Annotated in this window: 25 protein-coding genes; 20 read left to right on the top strand and 5 right to left on the bottom strand. The window is 64.3% G+C overall.

What is annotated here, in order from left to right; all coding sequences use genetic code 11:
* Positions 1-3 precede the first annotated feature (3 nt).
* Complete coding sequence (locus tag RCH10_RS01200) at positions 4-219, top strand: SlyX family protein (RefSeq protein WP_323498342.1); 216 nt, start codon at positions 4-6, stop codon at positions 217-219.
* A gap of 104 nt (positions 220-323) precedes the next feature.
* Here the strand turns inward: RCH10_RS01200 and RCH10_RS01195 are convergent, their stop codons facing one another.
* Positions 324-1640, bottom strand: coding sequence for an Nramp family divalent metal transporter (locus RCH10_RS01195; RefSeq protein ID WP_409050929.1), 1317 nt, complete (start codon positions 1638-1640; stop codon positions 324-326).
* A 55-nt stretch (positions 1641-1695) separates the two neighbouring features.
* Positions 1696-1929 carry a hypothetical protein gene (locus tag RCH10_RS01190; protein ID WP_323500421.1) on the bottom strand — a complete coding sequence of 78 codons (234 nt, stop codon included), beginning with the start codon at positions 1927-1929 and terminating at the stop codon, positions 1696-1698.
* Positions 1930-2145: 216 nt separating this feature from the next.
* Here RCH10_RS01190 and RCH10_RS01185 point away from each other — a divergent pair, with 216 nt between their 5' ends.
* The 12 genes from RCH10_RS01185 (at position 2146) to RCH10_RS01130 (ending at position 13778) form a co-directional block, all read left to right on the top strand.
* On the top strand, positions 2146-2454 hold the full coding sequence (locus tag RCH10_RS01185) for a putative quinol monooxygenase (RefSeq protein ID WP_409050928.1): 309 nt from the start codon (positions 2146-2148) through the stop codon (positions 2452-2454).
* A 106-nt stretch (positions 2455-2560) separates the two neighbouring features.
* Entirely contained in the window at positions 2561-3334 is a 774-nt protein-coding gene (locus RCH10_RS01180; protein ID WP_323500419.1) for a LytTR family transcriptional regulator DNA-binding domain-containing protein, read from the top strand.
* A 154-nt stretch (positions 3335-3488) separates the two neighbouring features.
* The gene (locus RCH10_RS01175) at positions 3489-4352 is read left to right on the top strand and encodes an FAD binding domain-containing protein (RefSeq protein WP_409050927.1); all 864 of its coding nucleotides are present in this window, start codon (positions 3489-3491) and stop codon (positions 4350-4352) included.
* Between the two features lie 27 nt (positions 4353-4379).
* Complete coding sequence (locus RCH10_RS01170) at positions 4380-4871, top strand: (2Fe-2S)-binding protein (protein ID WP_409050926.1); 492 nt, start codon at positions 4380-4382, stop codon at positions 4869-4871.
* Positions 4868-7282 carry an aerobic carbon-monoxide dehydrogenase large subunit gene (locus tag RCH10_RS01165; RefSeq protein ID WP_323498349.1) on the top strand — a complete coding sequence of 805 codons (2415 nt, stop codon included), beginning with the start codon at positions 4868-4870 and terminating at the stop codon, positions 7280-7282. Before RCH10_RS01170 ends, RCH10_RS01165 begins: the two co-directional genes overlap by 4 nt.
* Before the next feature lie 27 nt (positions 7283-7309).
* Positions 7310-7981 carry an SRPBCC family protein gene (locus tag RCH10_RS01160; RefSeq protein ID WP_409050925.1) on the top strand — a complete coding sequence of 224 codons (672 nt, stop codon included), beginning with the start codon at positions 7310-7312 and terminating at the stop codon, positions 7979-7981.
* A 4-nt stretch (positions 7982-7985) separates the two neighbouring features.
* The gene (locus tag RCH10_RS01155) at positions 7986-8939 is read left to right on the top strand and encodes an AAA family ATPase (protein ID WP_409050924.1); all 954 of its coding nucleotides are present in this window, start codon (positions 7986-7988) and stop codon (positions 8937-8939) included.
* 7 nt (positions 8940-8946) lie between these two features.
* Positions 8947-10113 (top strand): VWA domain-containing protein, encoded by a 1167-nt coding sequence (locus tag RCH10_RS01150; RefSeq protein WP_409050923.1) that lies wholly within the window; start codon positions 8947-8949, stop codon positions 10111-10113.
* Between the two features lie 53 nt (positions 10114-10166).
* Entirely contained in the window at positions 10167-11060 is an 894-nt protein-coding gene (locus RCH10_RS01145; RefSeq protein ID WP_323500413.1) for an XdhC family protein, read from the top strand.
* 1 nt (position 11061) lies between these two features.
* Positions 11062-11739, top strand: a complete 678-nt coding sequence (locus RCH10_RS01140) for an NTP transferase domain-containing protein (protein ID WP_409050922.1) — start codon at positions 11062-11064, stop codon at positions 11737-11739.
* 30 nt (positions 11740-11769) lie between these two features.
* On the top strand, positions 11770-13131 hold the full coding sequence (locus RCH10_RS01135; protein WP_409050921.1) for a hypothetical protein: 1362 nt from the start codon (positions 11770-11772) through the stop codon (positions 13129-13131).
* A 107-nt stretch (positions 13132-13238) separates the two neighbouring features.
* Positions 13239-13778 (top strand): hypothetical protein, encoded by a 540-nt coding sequence (locus RCH10_RS01130; protein WP_409050920.1) that lies wholly within the window; start codon positions 13239-13241, stop codon positions 13776-13778.
* Between the two features lie 114 nt (positions 13779-13892).
* On the opposite strand, the gene gap is transcribed toward RCH10_RS01130, so the two are convergent.
* Positions 13893-14894: a type I glyceraldehyde-3-phosphate dehydrogenase gene (gene gap / locus RCH10_RS01125; RefSeq protein WP_323496718.1), complete on the bottom strand. Its 1002-nt coding sequence runs from the start codon at positions 14892-14894 to the stop codon at positions 13893-13895.
* 62 nt (positions 14895-14956) lie between these two features.
* The gene (locus tag RCH10_RS01120; protein ID WP_409050919.1) at positions 14957-17092 is read right to left on the bottom strand and encodes a transketolase family protein; all 2136 of its coding nucleotides are present in this window, start codon (positions 17090-17092) and stop codon (positions 14957-14959) included.
* A 183-nt stretch (positions 17093-17275) separates the two neighbouring features.
* On the opposite strand from RCH10_RS01120, the gene RCH10_RS01115 reads away from it, so the two are divergent.
* From RCH10_RS01115 to RCH10_RS01095, 5 genes are read left to right on the top strand one after another with little or no spacing between them, the layout of a single operon-like run.
* A complete protein-coding gene (locus tag RCH10_RS01115) occupies positions 17276-17752 on the top strand; it encodes a (2Fe-2S)-binding protein (protein ID WP_323496720.1) in 477 nt (158 codons plus the stop codon).
* A gap of 3 nt (positions 17753-17755) precedes the next feature.
* A complete protein-coding gene (locus tag RCH10_RS01110) occupies positions 17756-19990 on the top strand; it encodes a molybdopterin cofactor-binding domain-containing protein (protein ID WP_409050918.1) in 2235 nt (744 codons plus the stop codon).
* 19 nt (positions 19991-20009) lie between these two features.
* Entirely contained in the window at positions 20010-20399 is a 390-nt protein-coding gene (gene speD / locus RCH10_RS01105) for an adenosylmethionine decarboxylase (protein WP_409050917.1), read from the top strand.
* Positions 20400-20449: 50 nt separating this feature from the next.
* Positions 20450-21163 carry a nucleotidyltransferase family protein gene (locus RCH10_RS01100; protein ID WP_409051317.1) on the top strand — a complete coding sequence of 238 codons (714 nt, stop codon included), beginning with the start codon at positions 20450-20452 and terminating at the stop codon, positions 21161-21163.
* A gap of 55 nt (positions 21164-21218) precedes the next feature.
* On the top strand, positions 21219-22607 hold the full coding sequence (locus RCH10_RS01095; protein WP_409050916.1) for an aminopeptidase P N-terminal domain-containing protein: 1389 nt from the start codon (positions 21219-21221) through the stop codon (positions 22605-22607).
* Position 22608: 1 nt separating this feature from the next.
* Here the strand turns inward: RCH10_RS01095 and RCH10_RS01090 are convergent, their stop codons facing one another.
* On the bottom strand, positions 22609-23682 hold the full coding sequence (locus RCH10_RS01090) for a LacI family DNA-binding transcriptional regulator (RefSeq protein WP_409050915.1): 1074 nt from the start codon (positions 23680-23682) through the stop codon (positions 22609-22611).
* Between the two features lie 234 nt (positions 23683-23916).
* Between RCH10_RS01090 and RCH10_RS01085 the strand changes: the two genes are divergently transcribed.
* Both RCH10_RS01085 and RCH10_RS01080 read left to right on the top strand, forming a co-directional pair.
* Complete coding sequence (locus RCH10_RS01085) at positions 23917-24951, top strand: ABC transporter permease (protein ID WP_409050914.1); 1035 nt, start codon at positions 23917-23919, stop codon at positions 24949-24951.
* A gap of 23 nt (positions 24952-24974) precedes the next feature.
* Positions 24975-25973 (top strand): substrate-binding domain-containing protein, encoded by a 999-nt coding sequence (locus RCH10_RS01080; RefSeq protein ID WP_409050913.1) that lies wholly within the window; start codon positions 24975-24977, stop codon positions 25971-25973.
* Positions 25974-25981 lie beyond the last annotated feature (8 nt).

The raw sequence follows: 25981 nt of genomic DNA, 5'->3' as shown, positions 1-25981 counted from the left end.
GGCATGGACGCCACGCAAGACATCGACCGCCGCCTCGAGGCTTTGGAGATCAAGGTCAGCTACACCGAAGACCTGCTGGAGCAGCTGAACATGACGATCTACCGGCAGCAGCAGCGGATCGACGGCCTGGTGCACCAGCTGACCGAATTGCGGCAGCAAACCCCCGACGACGCCGCAGGCCCTCGCACCGCGCGGGACGAATTGCCGCCCCACTATTGACGAGCACATGTGCGCGTGACGTTGATCACCACGACAGCGCCGCGCGCATGGAAGTGCAGGTGAACGACCGGACTTTCATGATGCGCGCAGCGCGCTGACCGCTCTTATTGAAAGACGGTAGCGACCAGCCACACGTTGGCGACGCTGATGACGCCGAACAGGCCCCACGCGGTGACCTTCATCACAGGCCCGTTGGCAAAACCGCCCATCAAACGGCGGTCGCTGGTGAACCGGATCAACGGCCAGATCGCAAACGGCAGCTGAAAGCTCAGCACCACCTGGCTCAACACCAGCATCTTGCCGACGCCGCTTTCGCCGAACCACCAGACGCCGATGAAGGCCGGCACCAGCGCCAGCCCGCGCGTGATGAGGCGGCGCTGCCAGCACGGGATCTTCAGGTCGAGGAAGCCTTCCATAATGATCTGACCAGCGATGGTGCCGGTGAAGGTCGAGCTTTGCCCCGATGCCAGCAACGCGACGCCGAACAGCGTCGCAGCCAGTGCGCTGCCGACGACCGGTTCGATCAGCCGATAGGCATCGCCGATGTCGCTCACGTCGCGATGGCCGTTGCTGTTGAAGGCACTGGCCGCCAGCACCATGATGGCCGCGTTGACCAACAGCGCGAGCGACAACGACACGATGGCGTCGATGGTGCAGAAGCGCACCGCCTCGCGACGACCGGCCTCGTTGCGTGCCGACAGCCGTGTCTGCACGATCGACGAATGAAGGTACAGGTTGTGCGGCATCACCGTGGCGCCGACGATGCCGATCGCCAGGTACAACGCGCCCGGTTGCTGCAAGCGTTCGAAGCTCGGCACGAAGCCCATTGCCACGCCGAACCAGTTGGGTTGCGACATCGCCAGCTCGACCGCAAAGCAACCCGCGATGGTGACGACCAGCCCGAGCACGATCGCTTCGACGCGGCGGAATCCGGCGCCCTGCAAGCCCAGCACGAGCAACGTATCGAACGCAGTGATAGCGATGCCCACCGGGATCGACACGCCGAACAACAGGTGCAATGCCAGCGCACTGCCGAGCACTTCGGCCAGGTCGCAAGCGACGATGGCGAGCTCGGCGCCGAGCCACAGGAAGCGGTTGACGGCTGGTGAGTAGCGCTCGCGACAGGCACGCGCCAGGTCTGTCTGCGCGACCACGCCCAGCCGCACGCACAGCGTCTGCAGCAACATGGCCGTAAGGCTTGCGAGCAGCACAACGAATAGCAGCCCGTAGCCGAACTTGGAGCCGGCCTCGATGTCGGTCGCCCAGTTGCCCGGGTCCATATAGCCGACCGACACCAGCAGGCCCGGACCGGCGTAGCGCAGCAGTTTCTTGAAGAACGGCAGACCAGGGTCGACGGCGACGCTGCCTTTGACTTCAGAGGGGCAAAACGGCGCGGTGGCGGTACGGGGAAGCGAAAACATGGCGGGATGATAGGGGCCGCACAAAGGCCGCGTTTCTGCCCGCGTTTCCGGTCGGTCAGCGTGCAGTGACCACGCGACAGGCGTCCCTGGTTCGGGGCGACGCCGTCTCCAGGCATCGAGCCTCGGCCACCCGGGCAGCAGCTTCGGCCACATTGCGTTCTTGCGCCGAATCGACCTGTGACTGGGCCAGCCAGCGCACCAGAAATACCTGGACGACGAGCACGCCGAGCAACGCGCCCACCAGCGTGGAGCGCCATTTCCCGGCGCGGTGCGAATTTTTCTTGGTCATTTCTTGGCCCTCCCTTGCGCGACTCGACTCATAGAACAGCCGCACCTGCAGCCATCCTCCCGCAATGCGCGTGACAGAGCGCTTTGTGGGGAGGTCGATTGTCAGTGCCGACAAATCGGGCCGAGCGGCATTGCTTCACGAATTTTTGGATTCCCGTTTAGATTCAGCCCTGACACAACACCTTCGACAACAACCATCCAACGGAGACCTTTCCTCATGATCAACGTCATCGCCATCATCGTCACCAAGCCCGGCCTGCGCGCCCAGGTGCTCGAACTTGCCGCCGCCAACCGACCTGACGTGCTGGCCGAGGCCGGCTGTATCGAGTACGCCGCGGCCATCGACGCAGCCGGCTTGCCGACTTCGAAGGCCACCTTCGGACCCGACACCTTCGTAGTGATCGAGAAGTGGGAGAGCCTGGCCGCATTGCAGGCGCACGCCGTCGCGCCGCACATGGTCGCCTACGGGGCAAAGACCAAGGACATGCTGGCCAGCCGGATGATTCACGTACTCGATCCGGTTTGAGAGACGCGGGCCGAGCCCGTTTCCCCCCAGCAGGCGCGGCGGCGAAATCAGTGCTTCAATCGCGCTCCAGGGCGAGGATCTAAAAAAAAGCGCACCGGAGACATCCATGCAAAGCCGCAGCCCCTTGTACCTGCTCGAACGGTTCGATCCGGGCGTGGTGCACCTCGATCGCGAGCTGCGCGTGGTGGCGATGAACAGCCTCGCGCGGCGCCTCCTGCCGGTCGAGGACAAGCAGCCGTTCGAAAAAATGGTGCTGTCGTTTCATCCAGAGCGCTCGGTCGCCAAGGTCAAGTTCCTGCTCGACCAGGCCGAGTGCCCGGTGAGCAATCCGCCGCCGATGACGATGATCATCAACATCCCCGAGCGGGTGCTGCTCATCAAGGTCACCAAGCTCGGCGACCTGCGCGGCGACACGGCGGGGTACACGCTGATCTTCTACGACATCACCGAACTGGTCAGTGGCGAAGTGCCGGCAATCTCGACCGAACCGACGCTCAAGCCACAGGCCAAGCGGCAGCTGAACAAGATCCCGACCGTCTCGCAAAACCGCATCGTGCTGGTCGATGTCGAGGCGGTGACGTACATCCGCTCCGAAGGCCACTACACCTGGGTGAGCACCGCGCTGGGCTCCAGCTTCTGCAACCTGAACATCGGCGATCTGGCCGATCGGCTGGATGGCGCTTCGTTCTTTCGCATCCATCGCAGCTACCTCGCGAACCTCGATTTCGCCGAGCAGATCCTGCGTGACGATGGCAAGGTCAGCCTCAAGCTGCGCGGTGAAACGACTGCATTGCCGGTGGCGCGCACCAGCGTTGCCAAGCTGCTCGAACAGCTCGGTATCGGCGAAGCCGACGCACTCAAAGCCGACCTCCGCAACTGATTCGGGATAACCCGAAGCGGGGCTTCGGCACCCGCCGTTCATGCGCGCAGCGCCGCACTTCGTGCATACGCAGCCGTCGTTCGTGCGTGGGATTCGTCCGGCGCAGGCAGCGCGTCTTACCGTCTCCAGGCACCCACGACTGGAGACAAAAAAGATGATCCCTTCCGGATTCGACTATCACGCGCCGCGCTCCGTCGCCGACGCTATCGCGCTGCTCGGCCGGTACGGCGGCGACGCCAAGCTGCTGGCCGGCGGCCACAGCCTGCTGCCGATGATGAAGCTGCGCTTCGCACAACCGGCCCACCTGATCGACCTCAACCGGATCGAGTCGATGCGCGGCATTCGCGAAGAGGGCGACACGATCGTGATCGGTGCGATGACCGTCGAGCGCGACCTCGTCAACTCGACCTTGCTGCAGCAAAAAGTGCCGCTGCTGCCAATGGCTGCGCAGCACATCGCCGACCCGCAGGTGCGCAACCGCGGCACCATCGGCGGCGACATCGCACACGGCGATCCGGGCAACGACCACCCTGCCCTGTCGATCGCGCTCGACGCGGTGTTCGTGCTCGAAGGCCCGAACGGCACCCGACAGGTGAAGGCCGATGGCTTCTTCCAGGGCACCTACATGACCGACATGGCCGAGGACGAAGTGATGGTCGCGATCCGCGTGCCCGTCTTTGCGCCCGGCACCGGCTACGCCTACGAAAAGCTCAAACGCAAGACCGGTGACTGGGCCACCGCCGCCGCCGCGGTCGTGCTGCGCATGGACGGCGGCAACGTGAGCCACATTCGCATCGCGCTGACCAATCTGGCGCCGACCGCCTTGCGTGCGACAGATGCCGAAGCAGCGCTGCTCGGCAAGCCGCTGACCGACGCGGCCATTGCCGATGCAGGTGCCCGTGCCATGGCCATCTGCGATCCCGCGGAAGACCTTCGCGGCAACGTCGAATACAAGACCGCGATGGCCGGGCAGATGGTCCAGCGCGCGCTGCGTCTGGCGCTGGCCCGTTGCAAATAGCCGAACGAGAAGCAAGGAAACAACCCCATGGGCAAGCAAATCATCAACGTCAGCGTGAACGGCAAACGGCTTGAAAAAGCGGTCGAGCCGCGCACGCTGCTCATTCACTTTCTGCGCGAAGAGTGCCATCTGACCGGTGCGCACATCGGCTGCGAAACCAGCCACTGCGGCGCCTGCACGGTCGACCTCGATGGCGAGTCGGTCAAGAGCTGCACGCACCTGGCGATCCAGTGCGACGGCGCCGAGGTACTGACAGTCGAAGGGCTCGCCAAAGGTCCGCTGCTGCACGCTGTGCAGGAGGGCTTCTACAAGGAGCATGGCCTGCAATGCGGCTTCTGCACGCCGGGCATGCTGATGCGTTCCTACCGCTTCCTGCAAGAGAACCCGAATCCGAGCGAAGACGAAGTGCGCGCCGGCATCGGCGGCAACCTGTGCCGCTGCACCGGCTACCAGAACATCGTGAAGGCCGTGATGTATGCGGCGGCCAAGCTCCAACAAACCGAAAAGGCGGCCGCATGAACGCACCGATCGATCCCAAATTGCTGGAGCGTTCGGCCGCCTTGCAAGGGCTGGGCGACAGCCGTCTGCGCAAGGAAGACGCGCGCTTCATTCAAGGCAAGGGCAACTATGTCGACGACATCAAGATGCCCGGCATGCTGCACATGGCCATCGTGCGCTCGCCGGTGGCGCATGCGCGCATCAAGCGCATCGACAAGAGCGAAGCGCTGAAGATCCCCGGCGTGATCGCGGTGTTGACGGCCGAAGACCTGAAACCGCTCAAGCTGCACTGGATGCCGACGCTCGCCGGCGACGTGCAAGCGGTGCTGGCAGACGAGAAGGTGCACTTCCAGATGCAGGAAGTGGCCGTCGTCGTCGCCGAAGATCGCTATGCGGCGGCCGATGGTGTCGAGGCGGTGATCGTCGAATACGACGAACTGCCGGTGGTGCTCGACCCCTTCGCGGCCCTTGAGCCCGACGCGCCGGTGCTGCGCGAAGACCTAGCCGGCAAGACCGAAGGCGCGCACGGCAAGCGCGACCATCCCAATCACATCTTCACCTGGGAGGCCGGCGACAAGGCTGCCGCCGACGCCGCGTTCGACAACGCACCGGTGACGGTCAAAGAGCGCATCTTCTATCCGCGCGTGCATCCGTGCCCGCTCGAAACCTGCGGTTGCGTCGCCTCGTTCGATCCGATCCGCGGTGAGCTCACCACCTACATCACCTCGCAGGCGCCGCACGTGGTGCGCACCGTGGTGTCGCTGCTGTCGGGCATTCCGGAATCGAAAGTCCGCATCGTGTCGCCCGACATTGGCGGCGGCTTCGGCAACAAGGTGGGCATCTATCCCGGGTATGTGTGCGCGATCGTCGCGAGCATCGTGCTGGGCAAACCGGTCAAATGGATCGAAGACCGGATCGAGAACATCTCGAGCACCGCCTTTGCGCGGGACTATCACATGGACGGCGAGATCGCCGCCACCGCCGACGGCAAGATCCTCGGGCTGCGCGTGAACGTGATTGCCGACCACGGCGCCTTCGACGCCTGCGCCGACCCGACCAAGTACCCGGCCGGCATGTTCCACATCTGCTCGGGCTCCTACGACATCCCGGCCGCTTGGTGCAGCGTGAAGGGCGTCTACACCAACAAGGCGCCCGGCGGCGTGAGCTACCGCTGCTCGTTCCGCGTGACCGAGGCGGTGTACGTGATCGAGCGCATGGTCGACATCCTGGCGCAGAAGCTGGGCATCGATAAAGCCGAGATCCGTGCGAGAAACTTCATCCGGAAAGAGCAGTTTCCGTACACCTCGGCCTTCGGCTTCGAATACGACTCGGGCGACTACCAGCCCGCGCTCGACAAGGTGCTCGCCGCTGTCGACTACAAGGGCCTGCGGGCCGAACAGGCGGCCAAGCGCGCCGACCCGAACTGCCCGACCTTGATGGGCATCGGCCTGGTCGCCTTCACCGAAGTGGTGGGTGCAGGCCCGAGCAAGATGTGCGACATCCTGGGCGTCGGCATGTTCGACAGTTGCGAGATCCGCATCCATCCGACCGGCAGCGCCATCGCACGCATGGGCACCATCTCGCAGGGGCAGGGTCACCAGACCACGTATGCGCAGATCATCGCGACCGAGTTGGGCATTCCGTCGGAAATTATCCAGATCGAAGAAGGCGACACCAGCACGGCGCCGTACGGTCTCGGCACCTACGGCTCGCGCTCGACACCGGTAGCCGGTGCGGCCATTGCACTGGCCTCCCGAAAGATCCACGCCAAGGCGCGCAAGATCGCCGCGCACCTGCTCGAAGTCGGCGAGAACGATCTCGACTGGGAGATCGATCGCTTCAAGGTCAAGGGCGACGACACGCGCTTCAAGTCGATGAAAGACATCGCCTGGGCCGCCTATCACCAGGCGCCACCGGGACTCGAACCTGGGCTGGAGGCGGTGCATTACTACGACCCACCCAACTTCACGTTTCCCTTCGGCGTCTACCTGTGCGTGGTCGACATCGACCGCGGCACCGGCGAGACGAAAGTGCGTCGCTTCTACGCGCTGGACGACTGCGGCACGCGCATCAACCCGATGATCATCGAGGGCCAGATCCACGGCGGCCTGACCGAAGGCTATGCCGTCGCGATGGGCCAGCAGATGCCGTTCGATGCGCAGGGCAACCTGCTGGGCAACACGTTGATGGATTACTTTTTGCCGACCGCCGTCGAGACGCCGAAGTGGGAAACCGACTTCACCGTGACGCCGTCGCCGCACCATCCGCTGGGCGCCAAGGGCGTCGCCGAATCGCCGCACGTGGGATCGATCCCGACCTTCACTTCTGCGGTGGTCGATGCCTTCGCGCACCTCGGCGTCAAGCACATGGTCATGCCGCACAGCGCCTACCGCGTCTGGCAACAACTCAAGGAAAGCGGTGTCGCGCTCTGACGGGCGCGTGCCGAATCGAACACCAAGATGGAAGTCAAACTCGACAAACGCTATCCGCTCGACGTCGATAGCGCGCGCGCCTGGAAGGTCCTCAGCGACGTGCCGGCCACCGCGGGCTGCATGCCCGGTGCGGCCATCACCGACAAGCTCGACGATACGCACTACAAGGGCAGCGTGAAGGTGAAGGTGGGTCCGGCCAGCGCCGCCTTTGCCGGCGACATCGAAGTGCTGGCACTCGACGCAGCTGCCATGACCTTGCAATTGCTCGGCAAGGGCGCCGACCGCGGCGGCTCGTCGGCATCGATGAACCTCACGGCCACCATCGAGCCCGGCGACACGCCCGCGACATCGGTGCTGGTGGGCCATGCCGAAGTGATCGTCAACGGGAAGTTCGCGCAGTTCGGCGGGCGGCTGATGGTGCAGGTGTCGGACATGCTGCTAGGGCAGTTCGTCGACAACTTTCGGGTGGCGGCGGCGGCGCTGCCCATGGAGGGTGTTGCGACAGCGACAGAAGCAGCAACAGAGCCAGCGCAGACGGCAGCGATGACTGCCGCGGCCCCCGCGATTTCACCCGCGCCAACCGCGACACCCTTCGTTCCTGCAGCGCCCGCCAAGGCCAACGAGATCAACGCGCTGGCGATCTTCTGGCATCTGGTCAAGGGCTGGTTCTCGGGCCTGTTCGGCGGCAAGCGCGCCTGAGCCTATGACGAGCGAAGCCGAACTGCGAGAGTCGCTCTACCGCGCCGGCTACATCGCCGACGAAGGCTTGGTGACGACGCTGTGGCTGGCCGGCGAGTTGCAGCGACCGCTGCTGATCGAGGGCGATGCCGGTGTCGGAAAAACCGCGCTGGCCAGCGCGTTGGCAAAGGCGCGCGGACACGGATTGGTGCGGCTGCAATGCCATGAAGGCCTCGACCTCTCGCAGGCTGCGTACGAATGGAATTACGGCCGCCAGCTGATGGCGATCCGGTTGAGCGAGTCACATCCGGCGGGCGCGCAAGGCTTAAAGGAAGCCGACCTTTTCGCGCGCGACTACCTGCTGGAGCGCCCCTTGCTCCAGGCCATTTCCAGCGAGCAGCCATGCGTGCTGCTGATCGACGAAATCGATCGCGCCGATGAAGCCTTCGAGGCCTTCCTGCTCGAGGTGCTGGCCGACTACCAGATCACCGTGCCCGAGCTCGGCACGTTGCATGCCAAACACATTCCGCAGGTGGTGTTGACCAGCAACGGCACGCGCGAGTTGTCCGATGCGTTGCGGCGCCGCTGCCTGTATCACTACCTCGACTATCCGACGCTGGCGCGCGAAATCGCCATCGTGCGCGCGACCTTGCCGCACGCCGAAGGCGCGCTGATCGAACAGGCGGTGGCCTTCGTGCAGCGCCTGCGCCGCGAAGACCTGGGCAAGACGCCGGGCGTCGCCGAAACGCTCGACTGGGTCCGGGCGCTGCACCGGCTGTCGTTCAAGGCGCTGCCCGACGATCCGCATGCGCTCACCGCCACGCTGGCGTGTCTCATCAAGACACGCGAAGACCGCTTCCAGATGGGCGAAGACCGCGTGCGGCACCTCATCGAAGGACGACGCACGGTGGGCGTGGCCGAGAAGGCGCCGCAGCCGACGGCCGATGTCGCTTCTTCTTCGACGTCGACGTCCGCTTGACCTTCGCATGACCACGCTCGCGCGCCCCCTCGAAAGCATCGCCGGCTTTGCGGCGCTGCTGCGCGACCACGGCATGAAAGTCGGCATTGGCGAGCAGCAGGCTTTCGTACAGGCGGCGTTGCGACTGCCGGTCGAGCGCGCGGCCAGGCTCGATCCGGCATGGCGTGCCATCGCCTGTCACGACGCGCGCGACTGGAAGCGCTGGCCTGATCTGTTCGAAAGCTACTGGTATCCACAACGTGTCAAAGGGCGCGCCAAGGTCGGCGGGCAAACCCGGCCGAGCCGCAATCTGCAGCAAGTGGTGCAGAGCCTGCACGACAGCATGGACGGCGGCGTGCCTTCGTCGCGCCCCCGCAGCGCAGACACCGCACTCGATGTGCCGCTGGCCATCGACGATGACGGGGCGTTGCAACGTGCTCAGGGCGGCGCGACGCGCACCGATGCCTTGCACGACCGCAGTCTGTCGCAGTGGCAACCGCAAGACCTTGCGCTGCTGCAGCGCCTGGCCGAGCAGATCGCGCGCCGGTTGCGCAAGCGCCTGACGCGCCGCTGGCACGACGATACGCACGGCCGCCGGCTCGACATGCGCCGCACCTTGCGTGCGAGCTTGCGCACCGGCGGCTTGCCGGTGCACCCGGTCTGGCGTGCGCCGCGCCGCGAATGGCCGCGCCTCTTCATCCTGGTCGACGTCAGCCGTTCGATGGAAACGCACGCGCAACTCTTTCTGCGCATCGCACGTGCCTTCGTCTCGACCCTGAACGCCCGCGTATTCGTGTTCCACACACGCCTTGCGGAGGTCACGCCGCTGTTGCGCAGCGACTCGGCCGCAGTACAGGAAAAGGTCAACGCCGTCACCGCGGGTTTCGGCGGCGGCACGCGTATCGCGACCAGCTTCTCCGACTTCCACGCGGTACATGCACGCGCGCAACTCACGCGCAACGCGCGGGTGTGGGTGCTGTCGGATGGCTTCGATGCCGATGCGCCCGAGCGGCTGGCCCAGGAGTTGGCGCGTGTGCGCGCACGTGGCGCGCGGGTGCACTGGTTTCATCCGTCGGAAGCGCAGCCGGCTTCGGCGGCAATGGAAATGGTGGCCGCGCAGCACGGGCTGGTCGAAGGCTTCTCCCGGCTCAACAGCCTGCGCGACCTGGCAGACCTTTCACATCATCTGCGCTGACGGCATAGGCCATCGGCATCGACGCACCCAAAGAGACAACCGAGGAATTCGACATGAGCAATGCAGACACCGTCTTCGAAGCAGCGCGCCGGATGCGGCAGACCGGCACACCCTGCGCGCTGGTCAGCGTGGTCAAGGCCCTGGCGCCGGCATCGGCGCACGTCGGCGACAAGGCCATCGTCACCGCCGATGGCGAGATGCACGGATGGGTCGGCGGCGGCTGTGCGCAACCGGCCGTCATCCGCACCGTGCGGCAAGCCTTGCAGGACGGCCGCGCCCGCATGATCCGCATCGCGCCGGCCGAAGAAGGCCACGAACGCGACCTCGGCGACGTGCTCGAGTTCGGCATGGCGTGCCACTCGGGCGGCACGCTGGAGCTGTTCGTCGACCCGCTGTTGCCGCGCGCCGAAATGGTCGTCATCGGCAGCTCGCCGGTCGCTGCCAGCCTGGTGCAGCTTGCGCCGCGTGTCGGCTTCGCGGTGACGCTGGTGGCGCAAGGCGCGAAGGTGGCCGACTATCCGGATGCATACCGCGTGATCGATCGTGACGACGCCGCCACGGTGGCACCGCAAGTCGGTGCGGATGCGTGGGTCGTGATCGCGACGCAGGGGCGGCGCGATTTGCAGGCGCTGGGCCTGGCGCTTTCGCTGAATGCCCGGCAGGTGTCGTTTGTCGCGAGTGCGCGCAAGGCACAGGTGCTGAAAGACTCGCTGATCACCGCGGGAGCCGATGCCGAGGCGGTGGCCGCCATCGTCGCGCCGGCCGGTTATCCGATATCGGCTTCGACGGCTGAAGAGATCGCACTGTCGGTACTGGCCGCAGTGGTGTCGAACCGGCGGGGCGCCGCACGAGCAGCGGTGGAAGTGCTTTCCGCTGCGGTTCCGACGGTTGCGGCCGTTGCACCGGGCGCAGTGCCGGCCAAGGCCTCCTGCTGCGGAGGAGGCTGACATGGGCTGCATCCTCAAAGGCGGTGGCGGGCTCTATTCGCGCGTGGTGGTCGGCGCGGTGCTGCTGGCGGCCGGCTCGGGCAGCCGGCTCGGCGGGCGACCCAAGTCGTTGCTCGAACTGGGCGGCGTGCCGCTGATCCGGCGGCAACTGATCGCGCTGTCGGGCGCCGGCGTCGACGAGGTGGTCGTCGTGCTCGGCCACCACGCGGATGCGATCGAAGCCTCGGTGCGCGACTTCCCGGTGACGCTCGCGCGCAATCCTTCCCCCGACGATGGTCAGGCCTCTTCGGTACGAATCGGCCTGCAGGCGCTCGCCGGCAAACTCGATGCCGTCATCGTCGCGCTGGCGGACCAGCCGATGATCAATGCACAGGACATCACCGCGCTGATCGGCGCCTTCAAGAAACGCGGCGACGCGTCGATGGTGGTACCGCGCGTGGCGGGCGAGCCCGGCAACCCGGTGATCTTCGAGGCCGAGCTGCGAGAACAATGGCTGGCCGGCGACGTCGATGCCGCATGCCGTCGCTGGCGCGACGCCAACCCCGAGCGCGTGCTCTGGTTCGACACCGACAACCAGCGCTACCGCGTTGACATCGACACGCCGGAAGACATCGCGCGCTTCGTCGAGCGCACCGGGCACGGTCTGCGCTGGCCGGCAGCGCTGGCGACGACCGACTGACACCTCGCTGGATTCGCACCGGCACACGCCATGATGGCTCCCGCCTCCACTTTCGCGCGCGTCGATGGGGCGACAGCACGTCTGCACACGGCCCGAGCACTCGCCTGGACCATTTTGCTGACGGGCTGGATCGGCCTCGGAACCGTGGCGCAGACGCTGACGTCTGGGCCTCTGCAGGCCTTCGCAGTGCTCGCGGTATGGCTGCTGTCGATCGGCTTGTTCACTGAAGCGCTGCGCCGATTTCCGCCGCAACGATGGCTGGCCGTTGTGCTGCTGTTCGCCGCCGCGCTGTCCGCAGCGTCAGCGCTCCACGTCGCATTGCAGGGGGGAGGCATGGGCGTCGTCATCGCTGCAGCGATAAGCTGGGCGCTGCTCTTTGCATTGGCGTCGGCCACGGTCCGAGCCTGCCGCGGGCCGGACAGGCCGCAGCAGGCGTCGCCCGTCGTAGCAGGCGCCATGGGCGCGGCGCTGGCACTCTGGTGCATCGGTGATCCGACGGCTGTGAACGCCATGGGCGCCCGTCTGGCGAACGGCGCGCTGATCGCTGCGCTGCTCCTCGCCGCGCTCATGCCACGTGGCGCCGTCGCATCGAGCAGAGGCCGCAGCGCACTGCTCAATGGCTCACGGCCGGTGTGGGCGCACGGTGCCTTCGGTTCATCACCGCGCTGGCCGGTGAAGGCGGCGTCGCTCGTCATGCTGCCGATGATGTGCAGCCTGCCGCTGATGGTCGGCTGGTGTCGTGGCACCGGTGTGTCGCCCGAGGTCGTGCTGGGTCTGCACCTTGCCGCCATGTTCGGTCCGGCCGTACTCTTTAAGTGGGGTCACGTGCCGGTCACCGCCAGAGCGCCCGCCTGCTGTGCCGGGCTGCTGGTGCTTGGCGGGACCGCTTGGGCCCTCGCACCGGGCGCAGCGGCGGGGTGGTGGCTGGCGCTGGTGCATGGCGGCGCATGGAGCGTGGCGTGGGTCGCCCGCACCGAAGCCGGCGGCGAGCATCGTTTGCGCCGCCTCTCACCGGGAGAACGCAGGCTCGCAGCTACCGGAGTCGACGCCCTGGTCGTGCTGGGGCTCGGCGGGGCGGTTTCGATCGCCGGCTTTGATGCGCTGGCTGCTGCGCAGATTGCGCTGGCCGCTGTCTCGGCCATCGGTTTGGCGGCGTGCGGCAGTCGGTCCATGCTGAGTACTTTTGTAGCCAAGATCCGACGCAGCATGGACGGCTACCGAAGACAATCGTTAGGCGTACGGTACGCGCGGCGAGGAATTTCCGGATGGCTGTGGTTTGCGAAACGTGCGGAACGTCGAATCGGGACGCGGCCCAGTACTGTCACGGCTGCAGTGGCAAGCTGCCGGCGTTCTACGCGGTGCCCGGCCGCGCGACAGCGCCTGCGAGCTTGAGCGGTCGGCTGGCGCAGACCGGTGCCAACGGCTCGAATCGCGGGCGCGTATCACAACGACCGCCCGCCGAATCGGCGCTTTCGACCCATCGCAAATCGAAGATCCGTGTGACGCCGATCGGCCTTTCGTTGACGAGTGGACTCGTGCTGGCGCTGGTGCTCGCCATAGGGCTTATGTGGTACCTCGGGCAGTCGGCAGCGGCGCGCATTCGCGCCGGCGCATCGGTTGGTACGGCCCAGGCGGCCATGGCGAACGGTGGCGGTGGCGGTGCAAAGGAGACAGCAAAGCTGGCTGCCTCACCAGCCGCCGTGCCGAGCCAGCGCAGCGAACGCGACACCGCAGCGCTTGCCGCAGCCGACGCCGCGATCGCGCTGTTGTCCAGACCCCCGGAGCGGGCAGCGCCGGACACGCCCTGGGTGGCTTCGACACCGCCCGAGAAGACCACGGCTGCGCGCACTTCAGCGCCATCGCCGGCACGGGTTTCGGGGCGCGACCCGACAGTGCAATGCGCGGAGCTGAACTTCTTCTCGCGTGCCATCTGCGTCAACAACGTGTGTGCCGATCCGGTCTTTGCCAGCCACCCGCAATGCCAGGTCGCGCGCCTGCAACGGCAGCATGACGAAGCGCGGCGCAACACACCCAACTGAGCTGAACTGAACCGAGCGGGCGAGCCGGGCGCAAAAAAAGCCAGCAGACCCCGAAGGGTGCGCTGGCTTGCGAGGAGCGGCTTCGCTTTCGCGGTCGCCGGTCCGCGCGTGTTTTTACTTGGAGACGACCTTCACCATCTCCAAGCATTTGTTCGAATAGCCCCATTCGTTGTCGTACCAGCTCACCAGCTTGACGAAGGTGCTGTCGAGCGCCAGGCCGGCGTCGGCGTCGAAGATCGAGGTGCGCGGGTCGCCACGGAAGTCGGTCGCGACGACCTTGTCTTCGGTGTAGCCCAGCACGCCTTTCAGGGCGCCTTCGCTCTGCGCCTTCATCTCGGCGCAGATTTCCTTGTAAGTCGCTTCCTTGATCAGCTCGACCGTCAAGTCGACCACCGACACGTCGGAGGTCGGCACGCGAAAGCTCATGCCCGTCAGCTTCTTGTTGAGCTCGGGGATCACCACGCCCACCGCCTTGGCGGCGCCGGTGCTCGAAGGAATGATGTTTTCCAAGATGCCGCGGCCGCCGCGCCAGTCCTTGTTGCTTGGGCCGTCGACCGTCTTCTGCGTCGCTGTGGTGGCGTGCACCGTGGTCATCAGGCCGCGCTTGATGCCCCACTTGTCGTTCAGCACCTTGGCCAGCGGGGCCAGTGCGTTGGTGGTGCAGCTGGCGTTGCTGATGATGGCTTCGCCCGCGTACTTCTTGTCATTGACGCCATAGACGAACATCGGCGTGTCGTCCTTGCAGGGCGCCGACATGATGACCTTCTTGGCACCCGCGTCGATGTGCTTCTGACACGTTTCCTTGGTGAGGAACAGGCCAGTCGATTCGAGCACGATGTCGGCGCCGACGTCGCTCCACTTCAGGTTGGCCGGGTCGCGCTCTTGCGTCAGGCGGATCTTCTTGCCGTTGACGATAAGCGTGTTGCCGTCGACCGCGATCTCGCCCTGGAACCGGCCGTGCACCGAGTCGTACTGCAGCATGTAGGCCAGATAGTCGGGCTCGAGCAAGTCGTTGATGGCGACGATCTCGATCTCGTTTCTGAAATTCTGCACCGCTGCGCGCAGCACGTTGCGACCGATGCGGCCGAAGCCGTTGATGCCGAGTTTGATGGCCATGTTGACTTGCTCCTGAAGGTTGAAAAAACGACTGTGTTCTTTGGTTCTCGACTGCGCCAGGCTCAGCGCTTGAGAACCGCCTCTACCGTGGCTGCAACGTTCTCCGCCGTGAAGCCGAAGTACTTGAAAAGCTCGGGCGCAGGCGCCGATTCGCCGAAGGTGTCGATGCCGACCACGGCCGCGCACCCGTACTTCCACCAGCCGGCGGTCACGCCCATTTCGACGGCGATGCGCGGCAGCTTCTTCGGCAGCACGTCCTTCTTGTAAGCGACGTCTTGGCGGTCGAAGGTGGTGGTCGAAGGCATCGACACGACGCGCACTGCGATCTTCTTTGCAGCGAGCAGTTTCTGCGCGGCCAGCGCGAGTTGCACTTCGGAGCCGGTCGCGATGATGACCGCGGCGGTCTTCTTGTTCTTCATGCCGACCGCTTCCGGCTCGGACACCACGTAAGCACCGCGGCTGATGTCGCCGAGGTCGGTCTTGGGTGCGTAGGCGATGTTCTGGCGGCTCAGCAACAGGGCCGTCGGGCGCGTGGCGTTCTGCAGCGCAACGGCCCATGCGACCGCGGTTTCGGCCGTGTCGCCCGGACGCCAGACGTCGAGGTTGGGGATCAGGCGCAGCGACCATGCGTGTTCGATCGACTGGTGCGTCGGGCCGTCTTCGCCGAGACCGATGGAGTCATGCGTGAAGACGTGGATCACGCGGCGCTTCATCAGCGCGGCCATGCGAATCGCGTTGCGGCTGTAGTCGCTGAACGTGAGGAAGGTGCCGCCGTAAGGGATGTAGCCGCCGTGCGCGGTGACGCCGTTCATGACTGCGGCCATGCCGAACTCGCGCACCCCGTAGTTGATGTGGCGACCGATGATGTTCAACGGCTCGGCGGACGCAACGGCGACGACGCTGTCTGCCGAGCTGGCGGGCTTGGCTTCGTCTTCGGCACCCTGCTTGGCGGGCTGCGGAATCGCGCCGAGCACCACGGCACCGGTCTTCGGGTCGAAGCGCAGCGGCGGTGTGCTCTTCGTGTTCGTGAGGTTGGATCCGGTCAGGTCGGCGCTGCCGCCGAGCATTTCGGGCAGCGCCGCTGTGAACGATTCGAGCGCGAGCTGGCTGGCCTTGCGGCTGGCCACGGTCTCGGCCTTGGTGTGCGCAGCGACGACGGTGTCGAAGGCGGTCTGGTTGAAGTCCTTCGGCAGCTCGCCTTTCATGCGGCGGGTGAACTCCGATGCCAGCGCCGGGAACGCCGCGGCGTAGGCGACGAAGCGGTTGTTCCAGTCGGCTTCGACTTCGGCGCCAGCCGCCTTGTGGTTCCAATCGTCGTAGACCTCTTTGGGAATCTCGAACGCAGGGTAGGGCCAGTGAAGGGCCTCGCGCGTGAGCTTGATCTCTTCGGCGCCGAGCGCCTCACCATGCGCCTTGGCGGTGCCCTGGCGGTGCGGGCTGCCCTTGCCGATGATCGTCTTGCAGATGATCAGCGTGGGCTTGTTGTCGTCAGCGCCGTTCTTCTTTGCCTTGGCAATGGCCTTGGACACGTCCTTCTCGTCGTTGCCGTCGAGTGGGCCGATGACGTTCCAGCCATGCGCCTCGAAACGCTCGCGCGTGTTGTCGATGAACCAGGGCTTGACCTGGCCGTCGATGCTGATGCCGTTGTCGTCGTACAGCGCGATCAGCTTGCCGAGCCGCCAGGCACCGGCGAGACCGGCGGCTTCGTGGCTGATGCCTTCCATCATGCAACCGTCGCCCAGGAAGGCGTAGGTGTGATGGTCGACGATGGTGTGGCCCGTGCGGTTGAACTCGGCCGCGAGCAGCTTTTCAGCCAGCGCCATGCCGACCGCGTTGGTAATGCCCTGGCCCAGCGGTCCGGTGGTGGTTTCAACGCCCGGCGTGACGTCGATTTCCGGATGACCGGGCGTCTTGCTGTGCAGCTGCCGGAAGTTCTTGATCTCCGACATCGGGAGGTCGTAGCCGGTCAGGTGCAGCACCGAATACAACATCATCGACGCGTGGCCGTTCGACAGCACGAAGCGATCGCGGTCGAACCAGTGCGGATTGGCCGGGTTGTAGCGCAGGTGCTCGCTCCACAACGCGACCGCCATGTCGGCCATGCCCATGGGCGCGCCCGGGTGCCCCGAGTTGGCTTGTTGGACGGCGTCCATTGCCAACGCGCGAATCGCGTTGGCCATCAGGGCTTTGTTGGCCATGTCGGGGGGCTTTCGGGGAGAGTGTGGAGAAAGTCCGGATTTTAAGTTGTCGCCCGAAAGGGGGCGCAACGATCCGTCCGCCGGTGAAGAATCGAAGGCAGCGCTACAGTCTCGCACCGGCGGTTTCGAGCGCGCAGTTCGAGCTCCGTACTTCTGACTCCCACTAAAGAAAAAACAATCCCAATGATCAGTTTGACCATCAACGGAAAACCTCACCAGCTCGATGTGACGGACGACATGCCGCTGTTATGGGCCGTGCGCGACGTCGTGGGTCTTACCGGCACCAAGTTTGGATGCGGCATGGCGCTGTGCGGTGCATGCACTGTCCATGTCGACGGTCAACCGACACGCTCATGCGTCACGCCTGTGTCTCAAGTGGTCGGTAAAAAGATCACGACCATCGAAGCCATCGACCAGAGCGCCGTGGGCAAGCGGATACAAGCCGCCTGGCGCGAGTTGGACGTGGTGCAGTGCGGGTACTGCCAGTCGGGCCAGATCATGTCGGCCACCTCGCTGCTCACGACCAACGCCAAGCCGAGCGATGCGGACATCGATGCCGCCATGAGTGGCAACATTTGCCGCTGCGGTACCTACCCGCGAATCAAGGCGGCCATCCGACATGCAGCCGGTATTCCGGTCGTCGCGGTGAAGGGAGTCTGAGTCATGACCTCCCTCAACGCCTTGCAGGCTATGTCGTCCGCCCACACCGTCGATGCGTCACCAAGTGTCGAGCCCAGCGCAGGGCCTTCCCGCCGCTCGTTCATGAAGGTTGGCGCTGCCACCGGTGGTGGGCTGTTGGCGACCTTCGTGCTGCCCGCCTTTATGAGCGTCGCCGAGGCCGCGTCCGAAAGCACAGGCTTTGCCCCTAACGGTTTCATCCGGATCGACCGCACGGGTGTCGTGACCTTCGTCATGCACAAGGTCGAAATGGGACAGGGCACCTTCACTTCCATGCCGATGCTGCTGGCCGAGGAGCTGGAAGTGGACATCGACAAGGTCAAGCTGGAACAAGCCGCGCCGAACGGACAACTCTACAGTGACCCCCTGTTGGGCGGTCAGGTCACGGGCGGTTCGACATCGGTGCGCGGTGCCTATGTGCCCCTGCGCACGGCTGGCGCGACCGTTCGGCTGATGCTGATCAGTGCCGCCGCGCAAAGCTGGAAGGTCGACGAATCCACTTGCTCCGCAAGCAACGGCGTGGTCACGCACGCGGGCAGCGGGCGCAAACTCAACTACGGCCAACTGGTTGACAAGGCAGCCACGCTGCCTGTGCCGACCAACGTCAAACTCAAGGACGCCAAAGATTTCAAGCTGATCGGCAAGGCACACCATCGGCTGGACACCACCGGCAAGATCAACGGTACGGCGCGGTTCGGCATCGACGTGCAAATGAAAGGTCTCCGGGTGGCGACCGTCGCGGCTTCGCCGGTGTTCGGCGGCAAGCTGGCAACCACCGACGATGCGAAGGCACTGGCGGTCAAGGGCGTGCGTCAGATCGTGAAGATCGACAACGCGGTGGCGGTGGTCGGCGACCACATGTGGGCTGCCAAGCAAGGTCTGGCCGCACTCGCACCGACGTGGACCGATGGGCCCAATGCCGATTTGTCGAGCGCCGAGCTGAACAAGCAGATGGCTGCCGCATCGATGGTCGCTGGTGCCGTGGCCCGCAACGACGGCAATGCAGCCGCCACCGTGGCGGCCAGCGCGAACAAGATCGAGGCGATCTATGAATTGCCGTTTCTGGCCCATGCGCCGATGGAGCCGATCAACATCACGGTCGACCTGAAAAAGGACAGCTGTCAGATCTGGTGTGGAACCCAGGTGCCGACGTTCGCCGAGGGCGCAGCGTCCAAGGTGTCGGGGTTGCCTCTGGACAAGGTGCAAATCCACAACCACCTGATCGGGGGAGGCTTTGGGCGTCGCCTGGAAGTGGACTCGGTGGTGCAGGCGGTGATGTTCGCCAAGCAGATCGATGGTCCGGTGAAGTTCGTCTGGAGCCGTGAGGAAGATGTCCAGCACGACATGTACCGCCCTTACTACTACGACCGCTTGTCGGCCTCGCTCGATGACAAGGGCCAGCCCACTGCGTGGACGCATCGGGTCACCGGCTCATCGATCATGGCGCGTTTCGCGCCGCCTGCCGTGGTCAACGGCGTTGACCCCGACGCGGTGGAAGGCGCCAAGGATCTGCCCTACACGATTCCGAATGTGCATGTCGATTACGTGCGCCACGAACCGCCTGGAATTCCGACGGCGTTCTGGCGCGGAGTGGGGCCGACGCACAACATCTTTGTCGTCGAGAGCTTCATCGACGAATTGGCGGCGAAGGCGGGCAAGGACCCCGTGCAATACCGAGTCGATCTGCTGAGCAAATCGCCGCGCGAAAAGGCCGTGCTGCAACTGGCTGCCAGCAAGGCAGGCTGGGGCCAGCCGATGAAGTCCATCGAAGGCCGGCGTGTGGGACGCGGCGTGTCGGTGCAGTTCGCATTTGGCTCGTATATGTCGCAGGTCGTGGAAGCCTCGGTCGACAAAGACGGCGAGGTGTTCGTGCATCGTGTGGTCTGTGCGGTCGACTGCGGTCAGGTGGTCAACCCCGACACGGTCCAGGCGCAAATCCAGGGCGGTGTGATGTTCGGGATCAGCGCCGCGCTGTGGGGTGAAATTACGCTCGACAAGGGCCGCGTGCTGCAAAGCAACTTCCATAACTACCGGGTGCTCCGCATGAGCGAAGCGCCGGTCGTGGAGGTCTACATCGTGCCCAGCACAGAAGCCCCCGGTGGCCTCGGTGAGCCGGGCACGGCAGCCTTGGCTCCAGCGCTTGCAAACGCGGTGTATGCGGCGACCGGACAGCGCGTACGCAAACTTCCAATCTCGTCGGGCGGTCTTAAAGACGCATAGGCGCGCTACATTCAAGCCCATGCAGGGCATGCACCTCACCGCCGACCTCCACGATTGCCAGTGCACCGCGCACTGGCTGCTCGACGCCGAAGCATTGGGGGCGGCATGCGTCGAGGCCGTCGAAGCGGCGGGGCTGCAGTGCGTGGCCCGGCTGTTCCACACCTTTCCTGCCACCGAGCACGGCCCGGGCGGCGTGACTGCCACACTGCTCCTGGCCGAATCGCACTTGTGCCTTCATACCTGGCCCGAGCAACGCGCCGTGACGCTCGACGTCTACGTCTGCAATTTCGGCGGCGATCATTCGACCAAGGCGCACGCGCTGCTGAACGCGCTGGTCACCTTGATGGCGCCGCGCCATGTCGAACGCCACGCACTGCAGCGCGGCGAAGTAATGGCCCTTTCCTCGTGAACGCGAAAACCGATATCCCGAAGGCGAACGCTGCGCCCAGAGCGGCGGCCATGATCCTGGCAGCCGGCCGTGGTGAGCGCATGCGGCCTTTGACCGATCACACACCCAAGCCGCTGCTCGAGGTGCATGGCAAGCCGCTGATGCAATGGCCAATGGAAGCGCTGACGCGCGGGGGGTTCGGCGACATGGTGGTCAACACCGACTGGCTTGGCGAACAGATTGCACGCCGCTTCGGATCACAGTCGTTGTTCGACGCTGTCGGCACCGCATCGATCGCGTACTCCGACGAGGGCCACGACTTCGGCGGCGCGCTCGAAACAGCCGGCGGCATCGTTCGTGCGCTGCCGCTTCTCGGCGATGTCTTCTGGGTGGCCGCGGGCGACGTCTTCGCGCCAGAGTTCGCGTTCACCCGGCAGGCCTTCGATCGGTTCGTCGCCAGCGGGAAGCTCGCGCATCTGTGGCTCGTGCCGAATCCCGCACACAACCCGAAGGGCGACTTCGGCATCGCCCCCGACGGCCGAGCGTTGAATCGAGCCATCGCCCCCGACGCTGCGTACACCTTCTCTACCATCGCCCTCTATCGGGCCGCACTCTTCGCACCACCGTACTGCGGCATCCCCGCCGGGAATCCGGCCGGCATCAAAGCCCCGCTGGCCCCGATCCTGCGTGCCGCGATGGACAATGACCAAGCGAGCGCAGAGCTCTACACCGGACCCTGGGCCGACGTAGGCACGCCCGAGCGACTCGCTGTTTTGAACCGCTGAATTGCACCGCCGGGTTGAACCGCTGACGACCACACGAGATGACGAAAGACACGCCATGACAGACACCTCGATCTACGCCGGCCGCCGCGCCCGCCTTGCCGCCCAACTCGGCCGCGACGGCATCGCCATCATCCCGACCGCACCTGAACGCCAGCGCAACCGCGACAGCGACTTTCTGTTTCGGCACGACAGCTACTTTTATTATTTGACCGGTTTCACCGAACCCAACGGCTGGCTGCTGCTGGCTGGCGACGGTCGTGCCACGCTGTTCAGCGCGCCCAAAGACCTGGAGCGCGAGATCTGGGACGGCTTTCGCCTCGGCCCCGACGCCGCGCCGTCCGCGCTCGGCATCGACGAGGCTTTTTCGGTCACCGATCTCGACGCCAAGCTGCCCAAGCTGCTCGAAAACAAATCGACGGTCTGGTATCCGTTCGCGACGCACAAAGGACTCGAAACCCGAGTCGACGGCTGGCTGCAGTCGGTGCGCGCCCGTGTCCGATTCGGCGCGCTGTGCCCCGAAGAACAACGCGATCTGTGTGGCCCGCTCGACGAAATGCGACTGGTCAAGGATGCGCATGAGCAGGACGTGATGCGCCGCGCCGCGCAGATCAGCGCGCGTGCGCACATCCGCGCGATGCAGCTCAGTGCCCGCATGTTGCGCGAAGGCAAGGAGGTGCGCGAATACCACCTCGACGCCGAGCTGTTGCACGAGTTCCGGCTTAGCGGTTCGCAGTACCCGGCGTACGGCTCGATCGTGGCCGCCGGCGCCAACGCCTGCGTGCTGCACTACCGCGCCGACGTGGCGCCCGTGCATGCCGGCGACCTCGTCCTCATCGACGCCGGCTGCGAACTCGACAGCTATGCCAGCGACATCACCCGCACCTTTCCGGCCAACGGCAAATTCACCGGCCCGCAGCGCGCGCTGTACGACCTGGTCCTGGCCAGCCAGGACGCGGCCGTTGCCGCAACCAAAGCCGGCAACCGCTTCAACGACCCGCACGAGGCGACAGTGAAGGTGCTCGCGCAAGGCATGCTCGATGTCGGCCTGCTCGACGCCAACAAGGTCGGCAGCGTCGACGACGTGATCGAAAAGCGTGCCTACTTTCCGTTCTACATGCACCGCACCAGCCACTGGCTCGGCATGGACGTGCACGACAGCGGCAGCTACGTCGAACCCACGCAGGTCGGCGAAGTGAGCGAACGCAAAGACCCGCTGTCGAACGAAATCATCAAGAACCGGCCGAGCCGCATCCTGCATCCGGGCATGGTGCTGACCATCGAGCCCGGCATCTACGTGCGGCCGGGCGAAGGCGTGCCCGAGCGCTTCCACAACATCGGCATCCGCATCGAGGACGATGCGATCGTCACCGCGACGGGCTGCGAATTAATCTCGCGCGGCGTGCCTGTGAACGGGGACGAGATCGAGGCTTTGATGCGGGCTTAGGTCAGGCCGCCAATGCGGCTTTCACCCGTGCTGCGACCGTTACGGGATCAACCGCCTTAAGCAGCACGCTCCCCCGGACGATCAGGTCGGCGCCGACCAGTATCTTGACGGCAGGATTGTTCATCTGAGACCGGGTTTGCTCGGCGAGCAGCGTGATGGCGAGATAGCCGATCTTTTGCTTGGACACGTCGATGGTCGTCAACGGCGGGTCCATGGTTGCGCTCATCGGCAGGTTGTCGAAGCCGATCAGGGAAAGGTCCTGGGGAATCCGGATGTCGAACTCGCGCAATGCCTTGATGCACCCGTACGCAATGATGTCGTTGGTGCAGAAGTAGCACTCCGGAACCGTCAGGCCGTCCTGCAGCTTTCGCAACATGTCTTGGTAGGCGCCCTCGTAGGTCGAATCGACCGTGACGATATCGCGCGGACTGAACTTGAGGCCGAACGCTTTCATACCCTCCACGAATGCTTCGCGGCGCAAATGAAAATTGATCGTCTTGACATTGCTTGCAATGAAGCCGATTCGCCGGAACCCACGCTCCACGAAGTGCGACAGGATCTTGTAGACCGCGTCCTTGTTGTTCATGTTGACGAAATTGCACTCGAGCACGTCATAGAAGGTGTCGATGACGACGAGCGGAATCTCTGTGGCCTGAAATAGCTGAATATCCCCTTGCGTCAACTCCGTGCCCAACACCACGACGCCACTCAGGTTTGCGCCCGCAAGCGAGGCCACGACGTCCTTGATCGGCTGGCCCTCATGGCTCACGACCTCCAGCTTGAAGCCACGTTCGGTCGCGTGTTGGGACATGCCATCGATGTAGTCGGAGATAAAGGTGTTGTGGTCGCGGTTCACGGTGTGGCCGTGCTTGGCGATCTTTAAAAAACGCAAGGTGCCGACGTGACCCGCCTTCGCGGCTTTGGCCGGTTTCGGCATGTAGTTCAGCCCTGCCGCAGCCACCAAAACTTTCGCGCGGGTCTCGTCCGAGATTGCACCTTTGCCGTTCAGGACGAGCGATACGGTGGCCGGTGAAACATGTGCAGACAGGGCAATGTCTTTGATGGTCGGGGTCATGCGATCGGTACTTTCCGTGTCCGCGACTTCTCGCGAACACAACTTTGTTTTAGTAAATAGTAGCTGAACGACCCCGTTATCAACTAACTCTTCTCACCAATTTTCCAATTGACTGTGTTTTCAGTCGGCTGATAGTTTGAGCATCTCCATTGGTAATTCACAAGGGTTTTTACCGATTCTTGACGTAGCTCGACATCCTAGGATATTAACTAAACGTCAATAGGTTTTAGCAAAGTGAGTGCCAAGCGCGATCCGCAACTGCTGTTCCTCGTCGGCATCAACCTCGTTGTGTTGCTGGCCGGAGCCGTCATGTCGCGCGGGGCTTTCATCGATCCGTACAACCTTCAGTCGATGGCCGGTCAGTTGCCCGAGCTCGGCTTGCTCGCAATGGGCGTGATGCTGGCAATGAGCTCCGGCAACGGCGGCATCGATCTGTCGGGCATCTCGTTGGCCAATCTGGCTGGCGTCACTTCGGCGTTGTTGGTGTCGCCGCTGGTCTCAGCCGATGACGCCCCGATGCTCTTCACGGCAGCCTTTGCAGCGGTCGCCCTCGTGGTCGGATTGGTCGGCGGCATCGTCAACGGGCTTCTGATCGCACGAATCGGCCTGACTCCGATTCTGTGCACGCTGGGTACCCAACTCGTGTTCACCGGGCTGGCCGTGGTCTTGTCGGGCGGGCCGTCGGTCAGGGTCGGGAGTGCCGGTCCATTGATGGAAATCGGCAACGGATTGGTTTTCGGGGTGCCGATTTCGTTTCTCATCTTCTGCGCCGTCATGGTGTCGGTTGGCGCGGTTCTGAAGTTCAGTCCCTTTGGCATCCGCTTGTTTCTCATGGGCACGAATCCCAAGGCGGCGCGGTACGCAGGGTTCGGACTGACCCGCCTGCTCGTCACGACCTACGGTCTTTGCGGTGTGCTTGCCGGAGTCGCGGGTGTGCTGATCGCTTCGAGAAACGTCAACGTGAAGTGGGACTACGGCCAGTCGTATCTGCTGATCGCGATTTTGATCACCGTCATGGCGGGCGTGAAGCCGGAAGGTGGCTATGGCCGGATGACTTGCCTCTTCCTGTCTGCGACGGCGCTGCAATTGCTGTCGAGCATGCTCAATTTTGCCGACGTTTCGAACTTCTTTCGCGACTGCGCCTGGGGCGCTCTGCTTCTGGCGTTTCTCGCCATCAGCCGCTACGACATCGGCAGCCTTTTCAGACGACCGATTCGATCTGTCACCTCCTCGATGCAGACCCCTCCTGCATCGAAGAATCTGTCCTGAGGGTTTAGAAATTGGAGACTCGCATGAAACGCATTTCTTTCAAGGCTTCCGTCATCGGAGCGGCATTGGTTGCCACCGTCGGCGTGCTTAACGCGCAAGACAAGCCCGTGATCGCGACCGTGGTCAAGATCAGCGGGATTCCATGGTTCAACCGGATGGACGTAGGCGTCAAGGAATTTGCCTCGTCGAACCCAACGGTCATGGCAAGCCAGAGCGGCCCCGCTACGGCCGACGCCGCACAACAGCTAAAGATCATCGACGATCTGGTCGCCAAAAAAGTCAGTGCGCTGGCCGTGGTGCCGATGGACCCGGCCGTCATCGAAGGCGTGCTCAAGCGCGCCATGGACCGCGGCATCGTCGTGGTCACTCACGAAGCCGATAACCAGAAGAACACCAACGCCAACATCGAAGCGTTCGACAACGCCGCCTACGGCACCGCGTTGAACGAGAAGCTCGCCAACTGCATGGGCAAGCAGGGCAAGTGGACATCGTTTGTCGGATCGCTGGGAAGCCGCACCCATCTGCAGTGGGTCGATGCGGGGGCCGCGAATGCCAAGAGCTACCCGGGCATGACACTGGTCGACGCCAAGAACGAGTCATTCGACGACGCCAACAAGACCTATGAGAAAGCCAAGGAGATCCTTCGCAAGCACCCCGATATTCGCGGCTTCCAAAGCTCTGCGGGCAACGACGTGCTCGGCATCGGACGCGCGATCGAGGAGGCTGGTCTGCAAGGCAAGGTCTGCCTGGTCGGGACTGGTCTGCCCAACCCCTCTGCCAAATTGCTCGACTCCGGCGCCATCACGGCAATTGGCTTCTGGGATCCAAAAGATGCCGGCATCGCGATGAACACCGTTGCCAAGATGCTGCTTGAAAAGAAGGCTCTGACCGATGGCATCAACCTTGGCGTGAAAGGCTACGAAAAAGTCTCGGTCACCAAGGGACCCGGAACAGGATTACTGCTCGTCGGTAACGCCATGGTCATTGCCGACAAGGTGACTTACAAGAACTACCTGTTCTGATCCGGTAG

Origin of the sequence: Variovorax sp. GrIS 2.14 (assembly GCF_046115955.1) — a bacterium.
GTDB lineage: Bacteria > Pseudomonadota > Gammaproteobacteria > Burkholderiales > Burkholderiaceae_C > Variovorax.
The sequence above is the reverse complement of the archived record's forward strand: the minus strand, read 5'-3'. Positions and strand labels throughout refer to the sequence as shown.

Bases quoted from the DNA above. Each gene is read 5' to 3' on its own strand.
- RCH10_RS01140 (WP_409050922.1), top strand. From the start codon at position 11,062: ATGGGCTGCATCCTCAAAGGCGGTGGCGGGCTCTATTCGCGCGTGGTG.
- RCH10_RS01145 (WP_323500413.1), top strand. From the start codon at position 10,167: ATGAGCAATGCAGACACCGTCTTCGAAGCAGCGCGCCGGATGCGGCAG.
- RCH10_RS01180 (WP_323500419.1), top strand. From the start codon at position 2,561: ATGCAAAGCCGCAGCCCCTTGTACCTGCTCGAACGGTTCGATCCGGGC.
- RCH10_RS01080 (WP_409050913.1), top strand. From the start codon at position 24,975: ATGAAACGCATTTCTTTCAAGGCTTCCGTCATCGGAGCGGCATTGGTT.
- RCH10_RS01170 (WP_409050926.1), top strand. From the start codon at position 4,380: ATGGGCAAGCAAATCATCAACGTCAGCGTGAACGGCAAACGGCTTGAA.
- RCH10_RS01185 (WP_409050928.1), top strand. From the start codon at position 2,146: ATGATCAACGTCATCGCCATCATCGTCACCAAGCCCGGCCTGCGCGCC.
- RCH10_RS01115 (WP_323496720.1), top strand. From the start codon at position 17,276: ATGATCAGTTTGACCATCAACGGAAAACCTCACCAGCTCGATGTGACG.
- RCH10_RS01190 (WP_323500421.1), bottom strand. From the start codon at position 1,929: ATGACCAAGAAAAATTCGCACCGCGCCGGGAAATGGCGCTCCACGCTG.
- RCH10_RS01120 (WP_409050919.1), bottom strand. From the start codon at position 17,092: ATGGCCAACAAAGCCCTGATGGCCAACGCGATTCGCGCGTTGGCAATG.
- RCH10_RS01135 (WP_409050921.1), top strand. From the start codon at position 11,770: ATGATGGCTCCCGCCTCCACTTTCGCGCGCGTCGATGGGGCGACAGCA.
- RCH10_RS01200 (WP_323498342.1), top strand. From the start codon at position 4: ATGGACGCCACGCAAGACATCGACCGCCGCCTCGAGGCTTTGGAGATC.
- gap (WP_323496718.1), bottom strand. From the start codon at position 14,894: ATGGCCATCAAACTCGGCATCAACGGCTTCGGCCGCATCGGTCGCAAC.
- RCH10_RS01155 (WP_409050924.1), top strand. From the start codon at position 7,986: ATGACGAGCGAAGCCGAACTGCGAGAGTCGCTCTACCGCGCCGGCTAC.
- RCH10_RS01165 (WP_323498349.1), top strand. From the start codon at position 4,868: ATGAACGCACCGATCGATCCCAAATTGCTGGAGCGTTCGGCCGCCTTG.
- RCH10_RS01090 (WP_409050915.1), bottom strand. From the start codon at position 23,682: ATGACCCCGACCATCAAAGACATTGCCCTGTCTGCACATGTTTCACCG.
- RCH10_RS01195 (WP_409050929.1), bottom strand. From the start codon at position 1,640: ATGTTTTCGCTTCCCCGTACCGCCACCGCGCCGTTTTGCCCCTCTGAA.
- speD (WP_409050917.1), top strand. From the start codon at position 20,010: ATGCAGGGCATGCACCTCACCGCCGACCTCCACGATTGCCAGTGCACC.
- RCH10_RS01150 (WP_409050923.1), top strand. From the start codon at position 8,947: ATGACCACGCTCGCGCGCCCCCTCGAAAGCATCGCCGGCTTTGCGGCG.
- RCH10_RS01100 (WP_409051317.1), top strand. From the start codon at position 20,450: ATGATCCTGGCAGCCGGCCGTGGTGAGCGCATGCGGCCTTTGACCGAT.
- RCH10_RS01110 (WP_409050918.1), top strand. From the start codon at position 17,756: ATGACCTCCCTCAACGCCTTGCAGGCTATGTCGTCCGCCCACACCGTC.
- RCH10_RS01095 (WP_409050916.1), top strand. From the start codon at position 21,219: ATGACAGACACCTCGATCTACGCCGGCCGCCGCGCCCGCCTTGCCGCC.
- RCH10_RS01175 (WP_409050927.1), top strand. From the start codon at position 3,489: ATGATCCCTTCCGGATTCGACTATCACGCGCCGCGCTCCGTCGCCGAC.
- RCH10_RS01160 (WP_409050925.1), top strand. From the start codon at position 7,310: ATGGAAGTCAAACTCGACAAACGCTATCCGCTCGACGTCGATAGCGCG.